At 56.1% G+C, this 24,921-nt stretch carries 17 protein-coding genes; 8 read left to right on the top strand and 9 right to left on the bottom strand.

Going from position 1 to position 24,921, the window contains the following annotated elements:
- Window positions 1-169: 169 nt before the first annotated feature.
- Window positions 170-1,138, bottom strand: coding sequence for a 3'-5' exonuclease (locus tag ACTQ48_RS01525; RefSeq protein ID WP_441569944.1), 969 nt, complete (start codon window positions 1,136-1,138; stop codon window positions 170-172).
- A 171-nt stretch (window positions 1,139-1,309) separates the two neighbouring features.
- Between ACTQ48_RS01525 and ACTQ48_RS01530 the strand changes: the two genes are divergently transcribed.
- Window positions 1,310-2,392: a putative manganese transporter gene (locus ACTQ48_RS01530; protein ID WP_441569945.1), complete on the top strand. Its 1,083-nt coding sequence runs from the start codon at window positions 1,310-1,312 to the stop codon at window positions 2,390-2,392.
- A 132-nt stretch (window positions 2,393-2,524) separates the two neighbouring features.
- Here the strand turns inward: ACTQ48_RS01530 and ACTQ48_RS01535 are convergent, their stop codons facing one another.
- Together ACTQ48_RS01535 and ACTQ48_RS01540 are read right to left on the bottom strand one after the other, a co-directional pair.
- A complete protein-coding gene (locus ACTQ48_RS01535; RefSeq protein ID WP_154515742.1) occupies window positions 2,525-3,007 on the bottom strand; it encodes a YaiI/YqxD family protein in 483 nt (160 codons plus the stop codon).
- Window positions 3,008-3,610: an HdeD family acid-resistance protein gene (locus tag ACTQ48_RS01540; protein ID WP_441547739.1), complete on the bottom strand. Its 603-nt coding sequence runs from the start codon at window positions 3,608-3,610 to the stop codon at window positions 3,008-3,010. It lies immediately after the preceding gene.
- 233 nt (window positions 3,611-3,843) lie between these two features.
- Between ACTQ48_RS01540 and ACTQ48_RS01545 the strand changes: the two genes are divergently transcribed.
- The 3 genes from ACTQ48_RS01545 (at window position 3,844) to ACTQ48_RS01555 (ending at window position 5,792) form a co-directional block, all read left to right on the top strand.
- Entirely contained in the window at window positions 3,844-4,515 is a 672-nt protein-coding gene (locus ACTQ48_RS01545) for a nitroreductase family protein (protein ID WP_441569946.1), read from the top strand.
- An 80-nt stretch (window positions 4,516-4,595) separates the two neighbouring features.
- Window positions 4,596-5,138 carry a histidine phosphatase family protein gene (locus tag ACTQ48_RS01550; protein WP_427747436.1) on the top strand — a complete coding sequence of 181 codons (543 nt, stop codon included), beginning with the start codon at window positions 4,596-4,598 and terminating at the stop codon, window positions 5,136-5,138.
- An 18-nt stretch (window positions 5,139-5,156) separates the two neighbouring features.
- Window positions 5,157-5,792 (top strand): histidine phosphatase family protein, encoded by a 636-nt coding sequence (locus ACTQ48_RS01555; RefSeq protein ID WP_427794603.1) that lies wholly within the window; start codon window positions 5,157-5,159, stop codon window positions 5,790-5,792.
- 131 nt (window positions 5,793-5,923) lie between these two features.
- Here ACTQ48_RS01555 and ACTQ48_RS01560 read toward each other — a convergent pair whose 3' ends face one another.
- Window positions 5,924-6,613 (bottom strand): DUF1015 family protein, encoded by a 690-nt coding sequence (locus ACTQ48_RS01560; protein WP_441569947.1) that lies wholly within the window; start codon window positions 6,611-6,613, stop codon window positions 5,924-5,926.
- Window positions 6,614-6,652: 39 nt separating this feature from the next.
- On the bottom strand, window positions 6,653-7,873 hold the full coding sequence (locus ACTQ48_RS01565) for a M20 family metallopeptidase (protein WP_441569948.1): 1,221 nt from the start codon (window positions 7,871-7,873) through the stop codon (window positions 6,653-6,655).
- A 223-nt stretch (window positions 7,874-8,096) separates the two neighbouring features.
- Between ACTQ48_RS01565 and ACTQ48_RS01570 the strand changes: the two genes are divergently transcribed.
- Complete coding sequence (locus ACTQ48_RS01570; protein WP_441569949.1) at window positions 8,097-9,077, top strand: hypothetical protein; 981 nt, start codon at window positions 8,097-8,099, stop codon at window positions 9,075-9,077.
- 348 nt (window positions 9,078-9,425) lie between these two features.
- On the opposite strand, the gene ACTQ48_RS01575 is transcribed toward ACTQ48_RS01570, so the two are convergent.
- Together ACTQ48_RS01575 and serC are read right to left on the bottom strand one after the other, a co-directional pair.
- A complete protein-coding gene (locus ACTQ48_RS01575; protein ID WP_154515718.1) occupies window positions 9,426-10,589 on the bottom strand; it encodes a phosphoglycerate dehydrogenase in 1,164 nt (387 codons plus the stop codon).
- Window positions 10,590-10,658: 69 nt separating this feature from the next.
- The gene (gene serC / locus ACTQ48_RS01580; protein ID WP_441569950.1) at window positions 10,659-11,783 is read right to left on the bottom strand and encodes a 3-phosphoserine/phosphohydroxythreonine transaminase; all 1,125 of its coding nucleotides are present in this window, start codon (window positions 11,781-11,783) and stop codon (window positions 10,659-10,661) included.
- 702 nt (window positions 11,784-12,485) lie between these two features.
- Here serC and ACTQ48_RS01585 point away from each other — a divergent pair.
- Genes ACTQ48_RS01585 through ACTQ48_RS01595 form a run of 3 tightly spaced genes read left to right on the top strand, consistent with a single transcriptional unit; the run spans window position 12,486 to window position 22,618 of the window.
- Complete coding sequence (locus ACTQ48_RS01585) at window positions 12,486-15,557, top strand: hypothetical protein (RefSeq protein WP_441569951.1); 3,072 nt, start codon at window positions 12,486-12,488, stop codon at window positions 15,555-15,557.
- 12 nt (window positions 15,558-15,569) lie between these two features.
- The gene (locus ACTQ48_RS01590) at window positions 15,570-20,882 is read left to right on the top strand and encodes a DEAD/DEAH box helicase (RefSeq protein ID WP_441563134.1); all 5,313 of its coding nucleotides are present in this window, start codon (window positions 15,570-15,572) and stop codon (window positions 20,880-20,882) included.
- Between the two features lie 2 nt (window positions 20,883-20,884).
- Window positions 20,885-22,618, top strand: coding sequence for an ATP-binding domain-containing protein (locus tag ACTQ48_RS01595; protein WP_427727988.1), 1,734 nt, complete (start codon window positions 20,885-20,887; stop codon window positions 22,616-22,618).
- Between the two features lie 99 nt (window positions 22,619-22,717).
- Here the strand turns inward: ACTQ48_RS01595 and ACTQ48_RS01600 are convergent, their stop codons facing one another.
- Together ACTQ48_RS01600 and ACTQ48_RS01605 are read right to left on the bottom strand one after the other, a co-directional pair.
- Entirely contained in the window at window positions 22,718-24,460 is a 1,743-nt protein-coding gene (locus ACTQ48_RS01600) for a DNA/RNA helicase domain-containing protein (RefSeq protein WP_441569952.1), read from the bottom strand.
- Window positions 24,453-24,809, bottom strand: a complete 357-nt coding sequence (locus ACTQ48_RS01605; RefSeq protein WP_441569953.1) for a nucleotide pyrophosphohydrolase — start codon at window positions 24,807-24,809, stop codon at window positions 24,453-24,455. Before ACTQ48_RS01605 ends, ACTQ48_RS01600 begins: the two co-directional genes overlap by 8 nt.
- Window positions 24,810-24,921: the final 112 nt, after the last annotated feature.

The following is a 24,921-nucleotide window of genomic DNA, read 5'->3' on the forward strand; positions in this document are numbered from 1 at the left end:
ACATCGGGGACTGGAGGGCCGCGTTGTACGGCGCGAAAAACGGGCCGATATCCGCTTGGACATCGGCCCGTATTGCGTCGCTTGAGAGGAGCGCCTCGGCGTGTCGCTTTTGCGCGGGGCGCTATGGTCCGGCAAGTGTTGCTCGCGAATGGCGCCTCTGCTTGGCAATCTACTTGGCAAACAGGTTCTTGAGGTTGAACTCGGCCTGCACCGTCCGGAGCATGAGGTCGGTGTCGTCGAGGCCCAGGTGCTGCTCGTTGGCGTCGGGCGCGAGGGTGCCGCGACGGCGTGCCCAGTTCTCGAGTGCGGCGGGTGCGGACTCGCGGGGGAGCGAGCGCACGTCGGCGTCCAGGCTGCGGCAGATCTGGCGCGAGTCGATGACGATAATCTTGCCGGCTCGGCGCGCCTCGGCATAGCCGTCCAGATGGATCTTGAACCAGCTGTCCTCAAAGGCGGCGTTGTGCGCCATGTACGGGTATTTCTTCATGAGCTTGAGCAGCTGCTTTTGCAGCTCCTTGTTCTCGCGGAAGGGCATTTTGCCGTCGATGTCGTCCCAGGTGATGTGATGGATATTCGACAGCGGCACATCTTCGCCGCGGTAGATATCGGGCAGGCCGCAGTAGTGTGCCTCGGCGTCGTGCGGGACGGCGTCGCTGGTGAGCTCCATGATCTCCCAGCCCACGTTGATGATGTAGCCGCGCTCGGGTGCGCGGCCGGTGGTCTCGATGTCGATGCCGAGCACCGTGCCCTGGATGGGCTTGCGGGCGTACGCCACGCCGAGCGCATCGCGGTCGCCGCGGATCTCGCGCATGACGGACGCGGCGGTGCGCTTTTGCATCTTGCCGATGGCGGCGCAGGTATCGGCGTCGGACAGGCCGCGCGAAAGCGTCACGGGCGTCACGTTGCGCAGGCGCGCCTCGCCAATCTGGTCGCATAGGTCGCGGTTGCGGTCGGCCAGGTCGCGCACGGTGGCAAAGTCGAAGCCAGGGTCGCCCTCGGCGGTAAAGTACTCGGTCTCGAGCACCTTGAGGGCCTCTTCGCCTTTTTGACGCTCGGATTCCATGGCGGCGTGATCGCCATAGATGAACATGGGGATAAACGGCTGGCGCTCGTATTCGAGTGCTTGCGAAACGTTCATATACTGCTCCTTGGACGGGCCGCGTCGTGCGGCTCGGGGTCATTGAGATGTGGCGAGATGATAGTTTACCACATGCAACTATTGGCATCACGCCTAGGACAACTACAATACCCTAGTTGACCGCTAGGACTTTTACAATGCTGCCGAAAGACACGAAAGGTTCCATCCGTCATGGATTTGCTGATTGATATTTTGCTCGACGCCGGCAAGGACACGCTCTCGCTGGTGCCGTTCTTGTTGGTGACATATCTGGCCCTCGAGACGTTAGAGCATGTGGCGGGCGATCGCGTCAACGGCGCCATCAAGCGTGCCGGCGCCGCTGGCCCCGTGGTTGGCTCGTTGCTGGGCATGGTGCCGCAGTGTGGCTTTTCGGCGATGGCGGCAACGCTGTACGCCGGTCGCGTCGTGACGTTGGGCACCCTGGTGGCGGTGTTTCTCTCGACCTCCGACGAGATGTTGCCACTGCTACTTGCCGAGCAGGTTCCCGTGCAGACTATGGCGATGCTTTTGGCTTCGAAGGCGCTGATCGCGCTGGTCACGGGCTTTATCGTGGATGCCGCCATTCGCGGCCTGCGTCGCAACGCCCGTGCTCATGCGGCGATCCGCCGTACCGTGTTGGGAACCGCTGCCAATCCGGCGCACGTTAACTGCGCACATGACGATCACAGCGGCAGTGACATCATCGACGAGGTGGCCGAGGCGGGCGTGAGCGCCGACCACATCCATGAGCTGTGCGAGCGCGATCATTGCGGTTGTAATGAAGACGAGGACGAGCGTGACCACGGACATGGCCACGACCACGGACACGAGGGCGAGCACGAACACCACCACGGTCACTCCCACTCACACAACGGCGCGCCCGTCCTGTCGATTATCCGCAGCGCGATTTCGCACACCGTGCAGGTTTCGGTATTCATTTTTCTGGTGACGCTGATTCTGGTCGCCGTGCTCGAGACCTTTGGCGAGTCCGCGATCGAGCAGTTCCTGCGCGGCAACGAGACGCTCGCCGTCCTGGGTTCGGCGCTTGTCGGCCTCATTCCCAACTGCTCAGCGAGCGTGGTCATTACGCAGCTGTATCTGGAAGGCGCGCTGCAGCTGGCACCGATGCTCGCCGGCACGCTTATTTCTGCCGGCGTGGGTTACCTGGTGCTGTTCCGCACCAACCGCAGCGCTCGCGAAAACGCTGTGTTCCTGGTCATGATGTACGTCATCGGCGCCGGCTGGGGCCTTATCCTTTCCGCCTTTGGCCTCTAAGTAGATGTTTGAGGTATCCCGTAAAAACTGGGGCATGCCTCAAACATCTACCGCCATGACCGGCGTTGGATGCGCGCCAATCGCCAAAACAAAAAGGTAGATTTTTAGGCATGTCCCAAAAATCTACCTTGGTTAGCGCAGCAGGTCGGTGAGGTTGCGCTTAAAGCGGGCGCGGTCTTCGCTGGTGAAGGCTGCCGGTCCACGGGTGCGACCGCCGGCGCGGCGTACTTTCTTTTCTTCGTGACGAATAAACAGCTGCATATCGATGGTGGCTTTGTCGTACACGCGCCCGCGCACGCCGATGGCGGCGGCATCGCGACCGAGCACCATGCTCGCCAGGCCAATGTCCTGTGTCACGACCACATCGCCTGCCTGCAGACGCTCGATAATGGCAAAGTCGGCGCTATCGGCGCCTACGCTCACGTCGAGCGTTGTGACCCAAAAGCCACGTCGCGCGTGCTCGGCATCGCGTGGGTCGTCACGGCGAATGTGCCGCTCCAGGTTTTGCGTGCTGTTGCCGGCGACAACCACGGCAACACCCGCCCGTCGCGCGCAGTCGATCGACTCACGCGTGACCGGGCAGGCGTCGGCATCAATAAACAGCGTTCGCGGCATCTAATGCACCAGCTTGCCAAAGCGGATAGCGCGAATAACCAGCGTCACGCCAAACACCAGGAGCGCAGCGCCGGTAAAGATGACGAGCATCTTTGCCGACCACAGCGGGTAGATGAACACGAACACGCCGGCGATGATGGAGAGCGCGCCGCTCAGGATGGCGAGGGCGCGGTTGGAAGAAAGCTCGGACTCCAGAATCGACATGATGCCCTCGACAATCCAGCCAAAGCCGGCCACGACCACCACAAGCGTGCTGAGCGTCGCGGTCGAAAGCGCCTGGTTGCGCAGGATCACCACGCCGCCCAAGATGATGAGCAGGTTGGCGAGGATGCTCGTGACGCGCCAGCCGGCGGGCAGCAGCGGCTCAAAAATGGCGGTGAACAGCCTGACGCCAGCCGTGATCACAAAGTAGAAGCCCAGTACGGTCGTCAAAAAGACGAGGGTCTTAGCGGGTGCAAACAGCAGCGCGATGCCGGCGATGAGCGCGATGACACCCGTGGCGGCGTAGATCCAGCGCACGGCTTTAATCGCCTTGCCTGCCATGCTTTTCTCGTCAAATCCAAACAGACTCGATTGCCGGTCATCATTCTTAAAGATGCCCATGAGGCCTCCTTTCCGTGCGGCGTAAGCCGCGGTCGTTACAACCAGTATCGCCTAAAGGAGCTGGTGTATGGGTCGGGGAGGGCGAAACGCAACTCAAAGGCCCCGATTTGTTTCCGTTGTTCCCCACGTCGCGATTTTCTATTCAACAGGTGTAGAACATTGCAGCTCTGTTCGTTATTGCCTGCGTTTTAGGTTAGATTTTCCTAAGAACAATTGGCTTTTTGGGGGTCCCTATGAACGAAGCAGTTCCCGTGGTGCCGTTGAGCGCCGAGTCGATGGCAAAGCAGGGTTGCGAAAAGCTTGGCCTGGATGCGTTTGATGCGCTGGTCCGTCGCGCCCGCACATGCCGCCGTTTTGACGAGTCCATGCGCGTGCCGCGCGAGTTTTTGCTCGAGCTGGCAGAGCTGGCGCACCTGGTCCCCTGTGGCGCCAATGCTCAGCGCTTGCGTTTTCATGTGGTGAGCGGTGCCGAGGACTGCGCTCGCGTGTTTGACGAGCTTGCATGGGCCGGGGCGCTCAAGGACTGGCCGGGTCCTGTCGAGGGCGAGCGTCCGACCGGCTACATTGCAATTCTTGCCGAGCGCACCGTTCCCGGCAAACCCGCCGCGCCTATCACCGAGGTCGACACGGGCATCGCGGCTCAGACGATGATGCTCGCCGCGCGCAGCGCAACGCCCGAGGTGGCGGCTTGCATGTTCAAGGCCTTTACGCCCCGCGCGATCGATGCGATGGGGCTCGACGGCGACAAGTACGAGCTCAAGCTGATCATGGCTTTTGGCGTGCCGGCCGAGACCCAGGTTATCGACGCGATCGATTCCAACCCCGACGGTTCAATTAATTACTGGCGCGACGAGGCGCAGGTGCATCACGTGCCCAAGCGTCCGCTTGCCGACGTGCTGGTGTAGTTGCGTCGTTGCGGCGCGATCCGGCGGCAAACCACCACAAAGGTGCCTGTCCCCTTTGTGGTGGTGCGAGGGGAGGGCGTGTGTCCGATCTGTATTTGGTTCGGCATGGGCAGACCGAGCTTAACGTGCAGAACATTTTGCAGGGCTGGCAAGACTCGCCGCTCACGGAGCGCGGGCGCGAGCAGGCACTGGCGACGCGCGCGGCGTTTGAGGCGCGCGGCATCTCCTTTGACCACGCGTATTCGTCTCCGTTGGGTCGGGCGCGCCACACGGCCGAGCTGATCGTTGGCGAGGATCTTCCCATAGAGCCGGTCGATGATTTGCGCGAGTGGCGCCTGGGCACGCTGGAGGGCACATCAAATCGCGATATGCCGCCGCAGCCCTGGGGCGATTATCCGGTGGCCTTTGGTGGCGAGTCGGAAGGCGAGCTTCGGGCGCGCATGGTCGCGGCGCTGTCCCGTATTATGGCCCGACCGCAGCACGATCGTGTGCTTGCGGTCTCTCATGGCTCTGCCTGCCAGGAGTTTCTTAGATGCGTGACCGGCGGGGGAGAGCAGCCCGACAACGGTGCCGTGCTTCATTTTGGCTATTGCGACGGGGCGTTTTCGCTCCTCGATTGGTAACGAACGAAAAGGACCCCTATGAACAAAGATTTGTATCTGGTCCGTCATGGACAGACAATATTCAACCTTAAACGCATTATTCAGGGATGGAGCGATTCGCCGCTCACGCAGTTGGGCTGCGAGCAGGCGGCGCGTGCCGGTATGTTCTTGCGTGCGCGTGGCGTTGAGCCCGATCACGCCTACACCTCGACGCTGCACCGCACCGAGCAGACTATCGCCAGCCTGTGGCCGGGCCTTGCCTACGAGCGTCTGGATGGCCTGCGCGAGTGGTTCTTTGGCGACTTTGAGGCCGAGCGCGTGATGCTGATGCCCGAGCGTCCGTGGCGTGACTTTTATCGTCAGTTTGGCGGTGAGGGCCAGATGCAGGTACGGGAGCGCATGGTGACGACGTTGACCGATCTTATGCGACGTCCGGACCATTCGTGCGTGCTCGCGGTGAGCCATGCCTCGGCCATCAAGGAGTTTTTGGACCACTCTAGGGGAGCGGCGGCCGACGAGCGCGAGCGCGTGCCGGGCAACTGCTCGGTTCTGCATTTTGCGTTTGACGATGCAACCGATACGTTTGAACTGGTCGAAGTCTTTACGCAGGAAGATTACGCGCGTGAGCTGGGGCTAGAGCCGCTCGTGGCGGCAGCGGGCCCGCAGCGCGGGTAGCGCGGGCGCGGCGATGCGGGTCGCCGGCGTAATTGTTTGATGCGAAAGGGGCGGGGATGCATGCACGGGCATTGCATCTCCGCCCCTTGTTTGTTTGGATGCTGGGTTTTCCTGCTTCGCGTTTGAGTTCGCTAGAACCGTGAGATCTGGTGAGTGAGCAGACCCGTCGGAACCTGCGGCGCGCCGCCGCTGACCTGCGCGGCGGGGAACAGCACGGCCACGGTAAAGTTGAACGGCTCTTTGCCCGTGTAGGTGCCGGCTGCGCGGGCCTCGTCTGCCAGGAGCTGCGCCGCCCCTGCCAGCGCGGCAGCGTAGGCGGGGTCGTCGGCCAGTGCCGGCTCCGGTGCCTGATCGAGCATGGCTCGGATGGCGGCAACGGCGTCCTCGCGCTTGATTTCCCATACGCGATGCGTAATACCGGCGGGGTCGGTGACGGCGTAGAGCGATGCGCCCTCTTTGGCGGCGCCCAGGATGATATCCATGACGGGCGACGCCTCGTAGGCGAGCGATACGGGGCGCGGCTGCACCTTGAGCTCGGCGATTGTACGGGCGGCGGCGAGTGCGTCGACGCTCTCGGCGGCGGCCTCGTCGTTACCCGTCAGCACGTTAACCGGGCAGATCGCCACAACGCCCGTCACGCGCCCTGGCTCTCCGGAGCATTCGTACACGTAATACGCCGCACCCGGATCCTTGAGCATGAGCCCATCGGCAATCGCACCGCGCAGGGCTTCGTTGTTACTCAGAATGCTGTCCATCGCAGGCAGCGCCTCGAGCGCACGGTCCTGAGCCGGGCGGATGCAGGGAAACGGAAGAGCTTTCATGGACAGTCCTAACGCGCGAGTCGGTTTGTTCGCGGCTTATTATGCCCCAACTTGGCTATTCGCGCCCCAGAGCGTGTTGTCGGCGAGCGCGATCAGCACCCGCTGGCAGCGAACGATGTCGGCGTGGGGCACATATTCGTTGGGCTTATGGGCGAGCGCCAACGAGCCTGGGCCATAGCTCATGCAGTTGCGGTTACCCGTCTTGCCGGCAATGACGGCAGTGTCGGTGTAGCCGGTAAAGAAGCCGACGGTCGTGTCCGCGCCTGTCACGTCATCGGCGGCACGCTTGAGCGCGGCTAGAAGGGGAGAGACCGGTTCGCGCTCGATGGCGGGTCGGTCGCCTGTCACGGTATAGCTTCCATGGCAACCGGGGACTGTGGCTTCGGCGCTGGCGATGGCCTGCTCTACCATGCGCGTCGCGGCGGCCGTATTGGTCGGCGGCGTCAGGCGCATATCGACCCAGACCTTGGCGCGGTCGGGCACGACATAGGGGCGATAGCCGCCCTCGATCTGTCCAAACGTGATGGTCGAAGGCCCCAGCTCATCATGCACGGGCAGCGCCGCGAACGCGCGACGAAGCGAGCATACGACTTCGGCCATGGCGGCGACGGCATCCGCGCCCTTCCAGGGCTGGCTCGCATGCGCCGTGACGCCGGTCATCTCGATCTCGAACCACGTGCGACCCTTGTGCGCCACCTGAATCTGTCCGTCGGTGGGCTCGGTGTCCAGCACCCATTCGCGCGAGCCGACCCAGCCGGCATCGATGGCGGCCTCGGAGCCGCGCATAAAGTCCTCTTCGTCGACCGAGCAAATAAGCGAGAAGCCGCGGTGGGGCAGCTCGCCCTCTGCCGCCACGCGCTCGAGTGCGTGGACAAGCGCGGTAATGGCGCAAGCCAGGCCGCCCTTCATGTCGCAGGCGCCCCGGCCATAGAGTTTGTCGTTGCGCACGGTCGCCCCGAGTGGCGGTGTGTCCGCGTTCCAGCCATCTCCTAGGGTGACGGCATCCATATGGCAGATGTAGACCAGCCGCGGCTCGTCGCTCACACCCGGCACGGTGACCATAAGGTTGCAGCGTCCGGGGAGTACTTCGAGCTCTGCAACCTGCACGGCATCGAGCGCAGGACTATCAAGCTGCGCCAGCTGCTGTTCAATGAGCCTCTTAATGAAGTGTTCGATCTCGCCTTCGTAGGCGCCCGGGTCCGAGCTATCAATCTTCACGAGCTCCTGCGTAAGCCGCCAGGCAAAGTTCTCATCAACCATATGCAACCTCACAATCAGTTTGTTTCCAAAACCGATTGTAAGCCACCTGGAAGATTCGCGACGTGTGCGTAGCAGTATTAACCGTTCACAGGCCGAGCCATCGCGTTTGGCGTCCGGGCAGGCTCACAAACGACGCAATGGGTACGTATCCTTCATGGACGACATGCTGTGCGACATATCTGCCTTTCGGTATCACCGGATACCTCCGCAGGTCTTGGCAATAATGCCGGACCTGCCCGATTCTGCGGACGATCCGCGCAGGGAGCATCTTTGTGAGCACCCGCTCGTCACGCATTTCCTGGGCACTCCGCTACACGTGTTGGCGCAGGGCCTCTGCGGGCGCAAGGGCGGCCGCATTGTCAGACATGTTTGGAACGGGGAGAGGCCGTTTGGCTCCGTGTGGCAGACAGAGTTTGGCCTTGATGTCGCGTCCCCGCTCTTTACCCTGCTGACCCTGGCTTCCTCGGTCTCAAATGAGCGCCTGATCATGTGCATGTATGAGATGTGCGGCACCTTTGCCGTGTGCAAGATTGCGCCTCAGGTAAAGTCGGCGCTTGAGCAGGCATATGGGAGCCGGTGGGGTGACGCACGGTCGGGCTGGGAAAACGTAAAGGATACCTCGGGGAATCCAACGGACCTGTGGAAACGACCGCCCTTGATTGAGCTCTCTGAACTAACCGAGTACGTCGATAAGATCCAGGGGCTCCGCGGTGCTAAATCGTTCACGCGTGCCGCGAAATGCATTACGGGGGTTGTGGCATCGCCGCTCGAGGTCCAGGCTTCGATGCTGTTTGGCCTTACGAGGTTGCGCGGCGGCGAAGGGCTGCGCCTTACCAATAACGTTGAGATTCGCATGACGCGCAGCGCCCGCCTGATTTCGGGGCTTGATAGGCGCTACGCCGATATCCTGCTGTCAAATAAGGACGGCAGCAGAGAGTGCCTGGTTGAATGTCAAGGTAAAGCCATTCACGGATCCATAGAATCCAAGATCTCGGACTCCGATCGAACGACGGCCCTTCAAGCGATGGGATATCCTGTCGTTCTGATGACCTATGGTCAGCTGGTCGACTCCGATGCCTTCCGCGTGGTGATGGAACTCATCATGTCCTATCTTGATGTGCCGTTGAAAGACAAGACGCCGCGGCAGCAGAAGCTCGAACGGCGGCTTCGTGAGGAGATTTTTATCGATTGGGCGGGAATGTAGCCGTGCGGGTGGAAAACGGTCGCGCGGACTAGAGTTTTGGTCGCAAAAAGGCTTCAATTTCGCCTTTGGAGGGCCCTAAAAATGCTATCTAGAATAAGTTGTTTCGGAAAATAGACAGTCAACTTACATTCGGCACAGAGAGATCGATTTTTACCTACTAAAGTCCCTGATAAAGCTGTTTATCAGAGCAGGTGCGCTCAGTGATTTAGGCATGACTGTCGATTATCCGAAAAAACTTATTCTGGGTAGCATTTTAAAAACCAGCTGGAGCAACGAAATCGGCCCCCGTTTCGCGAAAACGGGGGCCGAATGAGCTTCATTGCCTGTCTGGCAGGCTTGGCGCCGACGCTACTTGATCACGCGTACGCGATACATCGACGGAATCTGCTTGAGCGCCTCGATGGTGCTGCTGTCCAGGTGCTCGTCGGTGTCGAACATGGTGTAGGCGTTCTCGCCGGCGGACTCGTTGGTCATACGCTGCACGTTGGCGTTGTCCTTGGCCAGGATCGCCGTGATCTGGCCGATCATGTTGGGCACGTTGGCATGCAGGCAGGCAATGCGGCTTGCGGCGCGCGCCTTGCCCATGCTGCAGGCGGGGTAGTTGACGCTGTGCGCGATGTTGCCGTTCTCCAGGTAATCCTTGAGCTCGCTGATGGCCATATCGGCGCAGTTGGCCTCGGCCTCGCCGGTGCCGGCGCCCGAGTGCGTGGTGATAAACGTGTTGGGCATCTTGACCGTCTTGGGCGTGGCAAAGTCGCAGCTAAACCAGCTCAGCTTGCCCGCGCGCAGGGCTGCGTCGACGGCGTCCTCGTCAATGATGGTCTCGCGCGCGTAGTTGATGAGCACGGCGCCCGGGGCCAGTAGGTCGATCTGCTCGGTGCTGATCATGCCGATGGTGTCGGCCTTGCTGGGCACGTGCACGGTGAGGTAGTCGCAGCCGCGGCAGAGGTCCTCGAGTGTGCCCACGCGCTGCACCTCGCGGCTCAGCACCCACGCGTGCTCGACGGAAATGAACGGATCGTAGCCGTAGACGTCCATGCCCAGGTCGACGCAGGCGTTGGCGACCTTGGAACCCACGTTGCCCAGACCGATGACGCCGATGCGCTTGCCCTTGAGCTCGCGGCCCACAAAGGCCTTCTTGGCCTTCTCGGCGTCGACCTGAATCTCGGGGTCGTCGGCGTTGTCGCGCACCCAGTTCATCGACTGCACCACGCCGCGGCTCGAGAGCACCAGCATGCCCAGGACGAGCTCCTTGACGGCGTTGCTGTTGGCGCCGGGGGAGTTAAAGACGACGACGCCCTTCTTGGCGTACTCCTCGATGGGGATGTTGTTGACGCCGGCGCCGCAGCGGGCGATGGCGCGGATGCCCTCGGGCAGCTCGTAGCCGTGCAGGTCGGTGGAGCGCATCAGGATGGCGTCGGCCTCCTCGGCGGTGCCCACAAACTCGTAGCCCTCGCCAAACTCGACCTTGCCGTCTTTGGTTATGTCGTCGATGGTTTTGATCTTGCGCATGAAAAACTCCTTAGCAGGTTTGTCTAAAACAAGTGGTTTGAAGTGGCTGGTCGGCCCGCGGGTTGCGGGCTAGTTAGATCGCGGACTCAAACTATGCTGCGCTTCGAAGTCTTTCATGTACGAGGCCAGTGCCTGCACATCTTCCATGGTTACGGCGTTGTAGACGCTGGCGCGCATGCCGCCCACCAGGCGATGGCCCTTGACGTTTTGAATCTGGTGCTCGGCCGCGCCTGCGACAAAGGCCGCGTCGAGTTCGGCATCGCCGGTGCGGAAGGTGACGTTGGCGATGGAGCGGCTGTCGGCCTGCGTGGTGCCATGAAACAGCTCGCTGTGCTCGAGCAGGTCATAGAGCAGGTTGGCCTTGGCCCAGTTGCGCTCGGCCATGGCGGCTAGTCCGCCGGTTTGCTCCACCCAGCGGAATACCTTGCCGCATACGTAGATGCCAAAGGTGTTGGGCGTGTTGAGCATGGAGCCCTTGGCGGCCTGGGTTTTAAGGTCCAGGTACTGCGGCGTCTGCGCAAAGGCTGGGCCATCGGCGATGAGGTCGTCGCGCACGATGACCACGGTCACGCCCGCGGCGCCGGCGTTTTTCTGCGCGCCGGCGTAAATGAGCCCGTAGCGCTCAACGTCGAGCGGCTGCGACAGAAAGCAGCTCGAGACATCGGCGACCAGCGGCACATCGCCGCAAGCGGGCAGCTCGTGGTACATGGTGCCAAAGATGGTGTTGTTCTGGCAGATGTAGACGTAGTCGAGCCCGTCGCCCGCGGCCTCGGCGGCAATGCGCGCGTTGATATTGGCCATGGTGGGAATGCGGTCGAAATTGGTGTCCTTGGAGCTCGCGAGCAGCACGGCCTCGCCGTACTTGGCGGCCTCCTTGTACGCCTTGTTGGCAAAGTTGCCGGTCACGACGTAGCCGGCGCGGCCGCGGCGCATGAGGTTCATGGGGATGCCCGCAAACTGCAGCGTGGCGCCGCCCTGCAAAAACAGGACACGGTAGTTGTCGGGGATGCTCAGCAGGCGGCGCAGGGTTGTCTCGGCGTCATCGATGATCTGCTGGTACATGCTAGATCGATGGCTCATCTCGAGCACGGACATGCCGCAACCGCGGTAGTCCATCATCTCGTCGGCGATCTCGGCGAGCACGCTTGTGGGCAGTGCGGCCGGGCCAGCTGAGAAGTTGTGCACACGTGCCATCTTCTAGTTCCCCTCGTAGTCGTTTGAACGTTCGGGATACTTTAGCACAGTGGAGCGCCAGGCGCGACCGCATCACGGTAAAACTCGACTGCGCCGCTATGATTTACAGGATGGTTACATGGGAGAGGGGTGACCTTACCTGATGGCTCGCATCCGATCTGCCTCTGCTTTTGCCTGCTTCCAAGGACGCACGCGGCCGTTGACAAGGTCAGCGTAGCCGCGGGCGATGGAGTGCTGGACAGCCCTATGAGCTTCGTGGTGGTTGTCAATTACCGAGCCAGAAGTGTTTTGCAAGTATGGAACTTGCTTTTCAATTGGCACGCAGAGCCCCTCCTGTAATGCTTGCCCATTCAATTTATATCGATAATAGCGTGTGGGCACCTTGCGGGATTGGGGCAAGGCGACAGACCGTAGGGAAAACCTAGACTCCCGGTCGGCAGATCCGTGCATCTATGTTCACAATCGAATCATTTTGGCGGCGGTTTTGTTGTGCAATAAAAGACACTTGAGCCATAGCAGGTACTTCCAAGCGCTGTTCACCGGATGATAACGACCGTCTGCAGAAACGGCCCATTGGACAGCTTTGTTCGTTGGGTTGCGTATGTGTCTCACGGTATGATTAAAAGCACGTCATGCCAGACCGGTGTTAATAAAAGGCCAGAAATGACGGCATCAAATGCAATCGCGGCATAGGGGATGCTGATGAGCGAATCGAACTACTTGGAGAGGTTGGAGAAAACGTCCATCTCGGAGCTTAGTTTTGATGATGTACGGCTGAAGCGTTCAATTCAGAAAGCTGGCTTCTGCTACTTGCCCGATCTTTTGTCTCTTGCCGATAAAGAAATAGACGCTCGTTTTGATAGCAGATATGCCGATTCAATCATAAGGATGCGAAAGAAATACCGTGCGGCCCCCGACGACTTCGCGGCCTCCATGCTTCAGCCCAAGATGGTCGAGAATACGACGAACGTGAAAGTCCTGCCGAAAAGCCAATCTCCTCGCGAGTCAAATACCGAGACAGCGTCCTCGATAGAGCAATATGAATACGATTTGAGCCATTTTCCGCTCACACGCTCGCATGGGTTGTTTTCGGCAAAGTTGGAGGAATTTGAAGAAAGAGCTCGGGGTGCCTTTGACGACCTTGACTCAAGGTCTGAAAACGTCATGGTTTATCAGACGTTTGAGGAATTCTCGGCAGACCTTGATGAGCTCAGCACTGCTTTTGAAGAACTCATAAAACGTTACCCGACAAAACCTCGCATTGTTCTGATGCTGATTGATAGGTGTTTGCCGAACGCTTTTATGGTTTATGTTGCTGACAAGGCGCGCAGGGTTTTCAACGATCATAACTTATGGGGCAATTTCTTCGCGAGTCTTGGCATTTTCGACAGTAACGTACAGGGGCTTGTAAAGCATATTTTTATGAAACATGTTGAAGAGCGTGGAATGCCTTTGTACGGCCGTGATGAGGAAGTTAATTACTACTTCTACACCACACTCCTCCACGGAGGCTTATCGGAAGATTCTTGGTCAAACCTGTGGGAGAAATTACTTCCGCTTGCGAAAGAAGTTTCTAAAGGCAGTTTAGGTTTTGGCGGAGAGATGGACGGGCGCTCCGTTCTTAGGGAGCTAAAGAACCCTGAGAGTCGGTATGCTCCCGAAAAGGCAGTCCTTAACATTCTTGAGAAAGCGCCCGATTCAACCATTGCTCCATTATTTGAGGCGTCCATGCGCGTGGCGGCGCAAATTGTTGACACGAATAGGGTTGGAAGCCGCTACACGATGCTATCTAGTTTCGGTCTGCCTGAAGCTGCAATGCAGGCCCTTCGTGACAATCAAGAGCGTGTGCAGCCCTTGGCGACCGGAGGAAGGGCTGCTGCTGAGACGCAAGAGCGGAGAAGTGGCACCCACCGATTGATCTATCTTCCGATTGCCAGTTTGCAGCTGGATTTATCTGAGGGTGTTGTGACCATGCGCTGGCCGCGCCAACAGTTCCCGCTGCATTTTGCTGGTGACAAGATTGACTATTATGTTGACGGCGAGCTAAAGGCAAGCTCTGAATTCGATATGAGTGTCGGAAAATGCATTTTGAATGCCGTCAGTATTGCCGTTAACCCTCGGGCTCGTTACGACGTGGAATTGAAGCTCATGCAGAAAGATGAGCGAGCGGGTGACTACATCGAGCTTAGCTCTTTGAGCCAGTCGTTCAGTAGGAACAAGCCCGGTTGTTTTGAATTTATAAAGGACGCTAAGGGCTTCTATCGCTTGCGTGGCAAGAACGAGCGGTTAACGAAAAAGCGTCGTATCGCATACATTGTTAAAGACGGATACAAGATCGTTCCCGGGCAAGGCATGAAAGCCGTTTCGGAGTATGAGGCTTCTGGCGATTGGAACGATAACCAGATTTATATCTACGACGTTGAGCCCGGTTCGGCAGGTTCGGTTGTTGACGAGCTTACGGGCGAGGAAGTTGCCGTTTGGCAAGAACGTTATGTCGCAAAGGTTGATAAGCATCGCATTATCGGAGAAACGAGCGACGGCGTTGACTTGTATGGGTGCGTTCCGAACGAACTCAATACCAGCGACGGCCTGCCCTCTGTGAGCATTGAAGCGCTTGATGGCGCGAGCGCCCTAAAAGACTTGGACATCATGTGCTGCTGCGATGGCGAGCTGGTGTCGATGCCTCGTTGCGCCATATATGAGGACGATACTGAAAATTCAGGTATTGCAAGAATAGAACTCAATCTCTCAAAAACGAGTCTATTCAGTTGGCATATTGAAGAATGCGTCCTAGAGGCGAGGCAGAAATCTGCCGGTGGTAAGGTTGTTTTCCGCTACCGATTCGCAGTGGTACCCATACAAGAATTTAGGCCTCTGTCCATCAGCATTGATCACGGGCGTGCTGTAGCTGAATATGGTTTCCAGGCGTGCCTTCCCATTGATGTTGTGCGTATTCGTGAAGAGGCTGATATGGCAGGCGAATGCGACAGTCCCGATTCTCTCAATGCGTGGGAGCGGTATGAAGCGAAGGCTCTCCTGAAGGATGAGTTCTTGCGCGTTCGCATCCGATCGAAAGGGAGTGGCAAAGAAACTGATGCCAAGCTGGCCCTTGCTGCAATAGATGTTGACATACCAGATAGACTAGCGAATCTATCCGAAGAGCGTCCAATCTGTTTGGCGGATGCGCTAGAGCTCGGTCCTAGCGCGGCAAACTTTAAGATTGTCTCCTATGGTTGGAGGTATAACAGGGCCGTGCTGGCGTTACTCGGTTCAAGACCCCTTTTCTTCAAGGCACTCAAGCAGCCTGGCGAATACGGATTCAATCTTTTTAGGCATGCAAGTCTCTTACAACAAGCTGATAATAAGGCGCCCATCCGCCTTCCCTTGAAGCTGTCCCTGTGGTATGGCGATGACGTGTCAACGGGAGAACTGAAGCCGGCCTGGACTGATGTTCAAATGCTTGACTGCGCTGAAGGGCTCGGCATTAACGGCTGGAAGTTATTGCCGGCCGATTCTCTTGGGTATGTCCTTCGGTTCGAAGGCAAGCCCTTATGCGACATTCATTTCAGGTTTTTTGGACTTTCCAAGTATAAGGAAAGAGGCGAAAAGCCGATTGCTACGGCCTTTGCGGAAAAGGGCTCTGCGGAGGTCGCCCTTCCATCAAGCGTGGTGAGGCAGCTGGGCAACAAGAGAGAGGTCGCAGTTGAAATGTCACCGAGCGACTTCTTTGGAGACCCTCGGCGAGAATACGCGACCAGTATCATTCTTAAATAGCGGGAGCAAATAATGACGGATGTAAAAGAATTCAACCCCATTGAGACTGCGCGCAAAGTGGAGGACTCTTATCGTGAATACATTGCCACTACTATTCACTTTGATGACGCGGATTTGCAGAAGCAGCTTGAGACGATTCTCTGCGAGCCGGGATATCTTGCAAAGGGACCGTTTCTTGAGGCGGCGCCTCCGTACCGCAAGGATAAAACTGTGGCCGACCTGGTGGACGAGGGGCTTCTCTGCAAGGGCATGATGAGTTTAGGCGGCGGAGAGGCACGTAATTTTGACCCCTATCGCCCCTTATATGTGCATCAAGTTAAGGCTATTGAAAAGAGCGTTGCCGGGTGTAATTACGCCGTCGTTACGGGCACGGGTTCGGGTAAGACTGAGTGCTTTTTGCTTCCGATTCTGAATGACATCCTCTCAGAATTTGAAAAGAGTGGGCGCTCCGCTGGCGTCCGTGCCATGATTCTTTACCCGATGAACGCCCTTGCAAACGATCAGCTTAAACGATTGCGCCAGTTGCTGAAGGGGACCGATATTACCTTCGGGCGTTATACCGGCGACACTGAGGAGAAAGAGTCCGTGGCTCTCCGTAAGTGGAAAGACGAAAACCCGGATCAAACTAGACTGCCAAATGAAATCATCTCTCGCGAGAAAATACGTGAGAACCCACCCAACATTTTGCTTACAAACTACTCTATGCTTGAGTATCTCCTTCTACGTCCGGAGGATGCGCCGCTGTTCGAAGGGGCATTTGGTGCAAACTGGCGGCATATCGCCATCGATGAGGCGCACGTTTATTCGGGCGCGCTTGGCACCGAAATCGCATATTTGCTGCGTCGAGTAAAGGCTCGTATCGAATCGGAAACGGGGGAGCTGCCCAAGCTTCATTGTTACGCAACTTCCGCAACAATCGGCTCGGAAGAAGATATGCCGAAGGTGGCTAAATTTGCTCGGGATCTTTTTGGCGAGCCTTTCTCGGGTGATCCCGCAGATCTCGATGTCATCACGAGCGAGAAAGATCAGCCCCAAGATGCTCTTGATGAAAAGCCTTGGGGCACGCTTTCTCTAGACACTTGGGCGGAACTTCGCAGGGAACTTTCCGATCCTGAAAACGTAAACGTAGAAGACATTCGCAGCACACTCGCATCTGGTGGAGCTCCTGAAGAGGTTGTAGCGAGACTAGACGGCGAGTCCCCCCTAATGGGACTAGGAAAGATCCTTCTGGGTGAATCGTCTGCGGCAAAACTGGTGAGACGCTGCGAGCGTCTTTTCGACCTCACTGATCTTGACACCATTGAGGAGCTTGAGATCGAAGGGCTCACGGGAGATAAGAGAGGTGTGGAAATCCTCACTGCCATGGTTGAGGTGCTTTCCTCTGCGCAGCGCTCCAAGGATGTCCCCATTCTTACGAGTCGCTACCATTCCTTCTTGCGTGCTCCTGAGGGCATCTATTTAAATCTGCATACACGTAAGCTGACTCCTCACAAAACGATTGCGGAGCATTATGACGATGTAAACGATACTCCTGTATATGAGGTGTCGGTCTGTCGCCACTGTGGGCAGGCATACATCCTTGGTGAGGAGAGCTCCGATCCCGAGGTGAAGACTGCGTGGCTTAGTCCTCGACATGAAGGAACGGATTCCGACGACGAATTTCTTCCGAGGGTCTATTACCGTCTTCTCTCTGACGAATCGGAGAGAGATCCCGATGAGAAGATCCAATGGCTGTGCCCGATATGCGGGTCTTTGTATCATGAAGCCGAGGGTGGTGCTCATCGTTTCGAGCATGAGATTGTCGCCCGCATCCCAATTGCGCTCAACCAAAACGAGAAAAAACAAGCAGATGAGGCAGAAGCGCGTTGTCGCCATTGTGGATATCAGTCCGTTGTGGCAATTCAGCCTATGCGCGTTTCGCCTGAAGCTGCGGGCAGTGTCGTTTGCTACGACTTAGTCAGGGATATTCCTCCTTTTGATGAGGAGGCTGACGAGGATGATTTGTTTGCAGACCTCGATGAAGAACGCAGGGCCGGAAGTGTTATTTGCTTCTCGGACAAGCGCCAGGACGCGGCTTTCTTCGCGCCCGCATTGGACAGAACTTATGGAAACATCACACGTCGTCAGCTGATAAGAGAAGCGGTGGAGGCTCTGTCTCGCGACGGTGAAGGCTGTAAGCCGAGCTCAGTTATTGATTGGATAACAAGTGTTGCAAAGAGGCGATATCCGGGGGTCTTGGGTTCCAACAAGAGGGGCCAGGCGACGGCCTGGGTTCTCGATGAGCTTGCGGCCGAGGATTCGCGGAACAGCCTTGAAGGCCTTGGCGTTGTAAGGATCGAGCCTACTGAATTTAACAAGGGGTTTTCCCATCCTGGGGCGAAAAAGCTTGTCGCAAGGCAAGTGGATATACTTAATGCCGATGGGGCCACCTGGCTTTCATGCGAAGACTACATTTTGTTTGCAAGGACCTGTCTTGAACTGCTCCGAGAGAAAAACGTTATCGAGGTTCCTGAAGGGGTCCCTGAACTAAGAAACAATCATGAGAAGCGCGGCAACCTTGTCGTGCTTGAGAGCGACAGCTCTGCGTCAAAGGATATTGTTCAGTTTGCGGGAGATGCGGTACGTGGTACAGAAAATAAGCGCAGCGCCTTTATTCGCAAGTACGTCAAAAGGGTCCACGGTATCGAGCTGACCCGTGAGGACGTTCGCCCGATTCTGCAAAGTCTATTCCAGTTTATGGGGGAGTATCTAAGTTGCAAGCTATTTAGGGGCGAAGGATATCTGATCGATTCGCGTGAACACTTTAGGCTTGGCAGAGATATTTGGACTATGTATCCGCATTCCAACGATGATATTGTCTATCGTTGTGATGCGTGCGGATGTGAGACTCACCTGGATACGCATGGTGTTTGCATGACAACGAAATGCAACGGCACGATGGTGAAAATGAGCTTCGCAGAGGCAAGAGGCAAAGACCGCTACTATAAAACGGTATATCAAGATGAGGCGCTTCCTCTCAAAATCGAAGAGCATACGGCGCAGCTGTCTTCTAAAAAGGCCAGGGAAATACAGAGCGATTTTATTAAGGGCGACGTTAATGTTTTGAGTTGCACAACGACATTTGAGCTGGGTGTAGACGTCGGTGATTTGAGGGCAATCTTTATGAGAAATGTTCCGCCCAGCACTGCAAACTACACACAGCGTGCTGGACGCGTTGGACGCCGCGCTGGCAAGCCTGGATATGCCATCACATTTGCTCGCTTGCGGCCCCATGATGTCGCGTACTTTGAGGACCCAGCCAAGATAATTGGCGGCAACACGAGAGTGCCAATGTGTTATCTGAATAACGATGCCATTGCGATACGGCATGTTTTCGCTGTCGCTATGTCTGAGTTCTTTCGCTACGCGAGCCGGAGCTTGGGCAAAGACTACTCTCATGGATACAACGACTTTATGGATCTTTCTAAATCGGAGCCGGAAGGCCTCGAAGATCTTCGCCGCTTCCTTGCATCGCGGCCAAAGAGTGTCTATGAACAGCTCGTTCGCGTTGTTCCGCAAGGCATGCCTGTGGCGGAAGAAGTTGGCGTAAACGAGTGGGGGTGGATAGCAAAGCTCGTTGGGCCAATCGATTCGGCTGAGAATGGAGGCGGTGGCAGGCTTCTCCTTGCACATAGCCTTAAGCATGCTGATTTTGAGCGTGTTCAGGATGGTATTGAGCTGAATATGGGCGTCAACGACATTCTCGCATCCAAGCTTTTAAAGTCTAGGGATGCACTCAAGAAGGAGAGAACTATCGCAATTCTTGCCGAGAACGGAGTATTGCCTAAGTACGGGTTTCCGACTGATCTCGTAGAGCTCCATCTTCTTGATATTGAGAATTCTGTAGGTGAGAACAGGCTCGAGCTTTCTAGGGGTATGCGTCAAGCCATTAGGGAATATGCACCGGGGGCGGAAATCGTTGCCGGCAAGACGCTTTGGAAGTCCGTCGGACTCAGAAAGCCGAAAGGGCAAGAGTTGCGAAAGCGCAGGTATGGAAAGTGCCCAAATTGCGAAACATTTGTATGGCCCATTGAAAACTACAGTGATAAAGGCGAGTGCCCCGTTTGCCATACCGAGTTTGCTCTCGAAAAGAATATGCTCATACCTTCCTATGGTTTTGTCGGCACAGAAAACAAAAAAGGCATCGGGCTTAGAAGGCCGAGGCCAAAGGGGTATGCATCGGTGCACTTTAGCCAGCACTGGCCTAACGAGACTGCGACCGGAGAGTTTTGTTTTCCTGGCGGTGCGGTGAAAGTAAAATATGCCGAGAACGGGCAACTTTGTGTGCTCAATAGCCCTGCTAAGGGCTTCCAAGTCTGCTCTTACTGCAATCGCGCTGCTGTTGGTGGAGAGAAGATTCAACATGCCTACTGGTGCGAGAAGAGCGGCGCTGCTCCAAAGATTAATAGGTTCAGCGCACTGGGTACGGCATTTGTGAGCGACGTTCTCGAGCTCGTATTTGATTTTGATGCGGCGACGGTTTGCTGCGATGGCGACTGGGAAGCTGTGATGTGGGCGCTGGTTACCGCTGCGGCTAAAATCCTTGAGGTTCCCGAGACCGAACTCGGAGGGACTACATACAAAAATGATGCAGGCAGCTTCTCAATACTCATCTATGATGACGTGCCTGGAGGAGCCGGTCATGTGCGCCAGCTCAGCAAAGAGGTGGCGGAACTAATTGAAGAGGCATATAAGGTCGTAGACGGTCATTGCGGATGCGGTGAAGAAACTTGCTGCTACGGTTGTATTGCAAATTATTACAACCAAGCTGTGCAGGCGAATCTTTCTCGAGGCGCTGCAAAGCGAATTTTGGGGACTCTTCTTGCTGTATCGCCTTCCGTTTGTTCTGCCGGCAATGCCGATGAGGATAAAGAACTCGATTGCGAGCCGGATGCCTCGGACTCGGTTGCTGGGTTTGAGCTATATGCCTCTGATGATGGCGCAAACAACAAGGCGCTATCGTTGGCCGAAGCGATGAAACTGTCAATCCAATCTGGTTCTACGGATGAATGGGCCGAGCTGGTTTGTGAGATGGCGAGCTACGATCCGCATTTGCGTTGGGAGACTCCGGACAAAGACGTGGATCTATCTAATGCTAGCGGCGACAGCGCTTACGCCACGTTTGTTTGGCGTAAGTCCAAGGTCATTCTTCTTGATGAAGAAGCGGCGAGCGATTTCAAAGATGTATTTGGGCCTGCTTGGCGCAACATTTCGGGTTGGAGCCTGTTTGTCGTTGGCGAGTGCTCCGCCAAAGATGTGATGGACGAGATTTATAAAGAGGCGTAGCTGTGGCTGCAAGAATGATACCGAGCCTTGGCCCGGCTGAATACGACGATCGGAGCCGTGAGGGGGAGATTTATTACGCGCTGAGCAAGCTTCCCGATGATTTTACGGTTATCCATTCATACAAGATGTTGGATGTTGTGGATGGAAACGCTATTGAGCAGAGGGAAGCCGATTTCGTCGTGTTTAATCGCAGGCTCGGTATCCTTGTCATCGAGGCGAAGGCGGGAAAGATTCGCTGCGAAAACGGCGAGTGGCTATACGGTAGCGGCATATCGATGAGGAGGCATGGAGGGCCTTATCGGCAGGCGGATAGCATCAAATGGAAGCTCATTAATCGCTTTGAGGATGTAGGGTTAGGAGAGCTTTGCGGTAGGTGCAAGGTTGCTCATGCGGTTTGGCTTCCGTCCCTGGGGGCACATGAACTTGGCTTTATTGATTACTCCCCCGAGGCTTCTCGCGATATTACTCTGTGCAAGACAGACCTTGGAGATCCAACTGCTCAAATAGTTCGCATCATGAGTATGGAAGTCGGGGGAAGGGAGACGAGACTCTCCAAGACCGAGGCTCAAGAGGTCTTGCATAAAGTGCTCTTGCCGGAGTTCGATATCGTCCCGACGAATTCGGTGGACTATCGATATAACGACTTCGTGTTCGCAAGGCTGCTGGACTCGCAAGCTCGCGTGTTGAATTTCATAAAGGATCAGAAGACAGCGGTAATTAACGGGGCGGCAGGAACTGGCAAAACTCTCATTGCAATTGAGAGAGCTAGGCAGGCCGCCTGTACGGGCAGGGTTCTCTTTTTGTGCTTTAACTCGCTTTTGAAGGAAGAGATTACTAGAAGGTGCGACGATGTCCCGGAAATTGACGTCTATACAATTCCGGGCTACGCCTGCAAGGTCTGCAATTCTCTCGAGCCAAACTACGCCAGCCTGACCGAAGAACTCATGGAGCACCCTGACTCGTTTCCCTATCAGCACATCGTAATAGATGAAGGCCAAGACTTTGGCCTCAAACCCATTGAAGATGCGATGGTGCTCGAAACCTTGCGTTCTATCGTGGACTCGAGGCCGGAAAGCACGATGTACCTCTTCTACGACAAAAGGCAGTTTGTCCAAGGCTCAACTATGCCCAGCTTCCTTATGGATGCCGATTGCAAGCTAACGCTTTATGTAAACTGCCGGAATACGGAGGCTATCGAGAGGTCTTCCTTGAGTGCTCTTGGTGAGGCGCATGGTTTTAGAATGCAGGTTATGGCTAGGCTCGGAAAACCTCCATTGCTTATGATTGATTGTGACGCCGCCGCGCAAGAGGCATTTGTGGATAAGCACATTGATCTACTCAAGAACGCTGGTATTAATGACATTGTGGTTATCACATGCAAGACACTGGAAAACTCTAAGCTGTCGAGTTGTTTCACTGGCGATCTGAGCTTAAAGAGATGGAAAGGTCAGAAGGTTCCCGTCCATACGGTGAGGAAGTTCAAGGGGATGGAGGCTGCTGCGGTAATTATGATTGATGTTGATCAAGCCTTATGGGAACAGCCGTCCATGAGCTACATGCCTGAGCCTGGAACTCTGTTTTATACGGCTGCTTCGAGGGCACGGCATGAGCTTAGAATTGTTTGCGACATGAATGGGGATGACTGCAACCATGCGCTCGTGGCGATGGGTGAAAAAGCGAATAGGCGCCCCGCCAAGAAGCTCGCAAATGTTCTGGGAGCAGTATTGGTTGGATAGGGCGCCGGCGCGCCCCACCGCCCTTTGTGAATCCGAGATTGTTTCCTAGGAGCTTCGCTGCTGCTTTCGTTGCTATTCATGTCATGTGTGGGCGCCAGCCTATATCACCGGGATATACCGCGACAAATACTCCTTGAGTGCGGGGTCGCACACATAGAGATACGTTCCCAGCATGCCACGCGTCATAAGGACATAGTAGGCGTTGACGATAATCTTCCGTAGCTCATCTTCGCTCGCCTTTTTCTTTGCGACAGCATCTTTGAAGTTCGCTTTGTTAACGCAGACGGCTCCTTTATCGGTGTCGTAGTAAATGTCTGGCCCCAGAATGACGAATCCGTAATTGAGGTCGTAGCCCTGCACCGTGTGGATGCATCCAACCTCGTTGACGGCGTTGGGGGAGTTAACCCAATCCTTTTGACTCGAGTTCCAACGTTTGGGAATGCCCTCGATGACGATGTCGAAAGCGTCTTTGTGTTTCTTCGTTTCCCACTTCCACGCAAAACCTGCCGTCATGCGGGATAGACCAACTTCTTCTTCCTTGGCTTGCTGCAGGGAACAGAAATCCTCAAATCGGTCGACGATTCCAAACTGGTATCTGGGGATATCGCTGTCCGGATCCCCGGCTCGCGAATCGTAAGGCTCCGATGAAAAGAGTTCGTTGAACTTCATGCCGGTATGCATAAACGCCTTGTTGTTGAGTAAGTCATAGACAAAATCGAGGTATTCGTCACCACCGCGTACGCGCATTTGTGTGCTTAGGCTGAACTCTTCAGTTTCAATGCCCGCTTCTTCGAGCTGATTGAGTCGCTGCTCAAGGCCGTCTCGATTGAGTCCGGATGCGCGAACCTGCTGTTTGGGGTCGTAGAACAGGTATGCCTTGTCACAGCATTTGAATATCCAGTCAACCTGGTTGCTCGTATGCGGAAGGCCGAGGCGATCGCAGGTGTTGTAAAAAGCCCCAATGCCGGCGCCCATGCTTAGATAATTACCCAGTCGATGTGCTTCGTCGACAAGTAGGATGTCATAACGATCATTTTTGGTTACGTCACTGGGGCTCAAGATATCGCCAGGCTTTAGCCCTGGAAGGAAGTGCGTGAGCTTCCTGAGGGTCTTCTTCAGAGAATCCATCGGGGTGACAAAACCGACTCGCAGGCCGGAAAGGTTGGGCTCATTTTTGATTTTGAACATGAGACTGATGGCGAGGATTGTTTTACCTGTTCCCGGTGCGCCATTCACGACGGTTATACGTTCTCTTTTTGAGCCGCCATGTTTTGTGTCTTCATGCTCCTGTTCGAGACGTTTAAAAATCGTCTCGATCGTTTCGTATTGGTCGGGCGTAAGCGTCTTGAAAGGTGAGAACTTGAACAGATCGGAGTTCTCGAGCTCTTCAATCGGATGAATCGCGTAGTTTTCTTCGCGAAGCTTTGTCCAGAGGTCTCGGAACTTCTGGCGATATTGAGGCCGCTCAAAATAATCGAATTGGGCATAGCCGTTGTTGGCATTGGTGACCTGGTATTTTTCGTCAGCACAGAACAGCTCAATAAGTCGATTCTCGAACTCGAACGTTGCGGATTGGTTGAAGGTGGGATTGTCGATCAGAAGGGTCCGGTCGAAGTCCTTGTCCACGTTTGCAGCGTGTTGTTTCATACGGCGCTGGTAGTTGGTTGTTTGACCGATGTATGCCGTCTTGTTTCTGCTGTTGGTAAGAATGTAAAGGACGGGCCAACTCTCGTCATGATGGGCTCCAGGCTTTGGCGTGCCAAAGTCCTGAAGCGATTCGCTTGTCTCAAAGGGTTGGGGCAGGGGAAGCGTGTATTGCCGAAGGGCGAACTCATTACTCACGGTGGCCCGCCTTTCTGTATTCGACAGATGATGCGTTGATGGGGTAGCGTTCGCCATTGCGCTTGAGTTTGGACGAAAGCGCCGCTGGCAGGTCGATTTCATTTAAATCAGCGAAACGCAGGAGGAAAAGGAGCGTGTCGGCAATTTCGTCTTCGATGGCTTGACGTTGCTCGGCGTCTTCGAACATTTCTGCAATGCGCTCGTCGCTCATAAAACGAAAGAGCTGAAGGAGCTCGGAGGACTCAGTCGCCATGCCGATGGCAAGCTCTTTTGGCGTGTGATATTTGCGCCAGCCTCGATCGTCGCAAAAATCCCTGACTTGTTCCGTCATGGCATCGAGCTTATCCATCGTCCGCAACCTCCCTGATGTTCATTATTTTATTATGACCGTATCTGGGGTTTATTGCACATCATTTGGGATGTGCGGTTTGTTTGGACGCGATTCCCCGGTAGGAGGTTAC

The organism is Collinsella sp. Sow4_E3, from assembly GCF_052116285.1.
Classification (GTDB): Bacteria; Actinomycetota; Coriobacteriia; order Coriobacteriales; family Coriobacteriaceae; genus Collinsella.